Origin of the sequence: Arthrobacter sp. HMWF013 (genome assembly GCF_003061105.1) — a bacterium.
In the GTDB taxonomy this organism is placed as follows: Bacteria; Actinomycetota; Actinomycetes; order Actinomycetales; family Micrococcaceae; genus Arthrobacter.
On sequence record NZ_QAIQ01000254.1, the window covers coordinates 1 to 1057 of the forward strand.

Sequence of the window (1057 nt, forward strand, 5' to 3'; positions counted from 1 at the left end):
CACCACAACCACCCGAACGTCATCTCCAAGGATCCGGACATCGCCCCGGGACCCATCGCTTTCCACACCGAGGCAGTTGCCGACCGGCAGGGACGGTTCGCGTTCCTCACCCGCAAACAGGGCTGGTTCTTCTTCCCGCTGCTCTTCCTCGTGGGACTGGGACTGCAGATCGATTCAGTGAAGTTCGTCTTCCGCCGGGCCAAGGTGACCCACCGCTGGGTGGAACTGCCCATTCTGCTCGTCCGGCTCAGCGCCCTCCCCGTCCTGGCTTTCACGTTCCTGCCGCTGGGCATGGCGTTCGCCTTCATCGGCGTCCAGCTGGCCGTCTTCGGGTTCTACATGGGCGCCTCCTTTGCTCCCAACCACAAGGGCATGCCGGTCCTTCCGGCTGACAGCCGCGTGGACTTCTTCAGCCGGCAGGTCCTCACCTCGCGGAACATCTCCGGTGGCCGCTTTATGGACATCCTGCTCGGCGGCCTGAACCGCCAGGCTGAACACCATCTGTTCCCGGACATGGCACGGCCCCAGCTGGACAAGGCAGCCAAGATTGTCCGCGAGTACTGCCGGAAGCACCAGGTTCCCTATACGGAGACCACGCTGCTCCAGTCGTACGGCATCATCGTCCGCTACCTCAACGACGTCGGCCTTTCCGCCGGACGCCACTTCGAGTGCCCCATGGCAACGGTGACCCGCCGCTACTAAACCCAACGCGGGGTCACTTCCGGCCCCTCGGCGAGCCTTTATCGGGCGGGGAGTGACCCCGCGTTACTGCGCCTGCGGAGGGCAAACACCCCCTCAGAAAGCACAAACGAAGCGGCGGCCGGTTACCGGCCGCCGCTTCGCTGTCCGTGCCGGTGTCCCTAGGATGGTCAGAGAAACCGGACCGGGAAGTCCCCGCCCGGAGAGGAGACACATGACGCACGCGATCGTTGCCCGCGGGCCCGGCGGACCCGAAGTACTGGAACTGGCAGAGGCCGCGGTCCCGGTGCCGGGTCCTGGCCAGCTGCTTGTCAAGGTCGCCGCTGCCGGCGTCAACTTCATCGAGACGTACCAGCGC

At 65.5% G+C, this 1057-nt stretch carries 1 protein-coding gene and 1 pseudogene; both read left to right on the forward strand.

Annotated elements, in window-relative coordinates; all coding sequences use genetic code 11:
* Positions 1-702, forward strand: a 702-nt coding sequence (locus DBR22_RS10265) for an acyl-CoA desaturase (protein WP_146187465.1), incomplete at its 5' end; no start/stop codon positions are given.
* Between the two features lie 211 nt (positions 703-913).
* A pseudogene (locus tag DBR22_RS24460) lies at positions 914-1057 on the forward strand (quinone oxidoreductase); the annotation flags it as partial.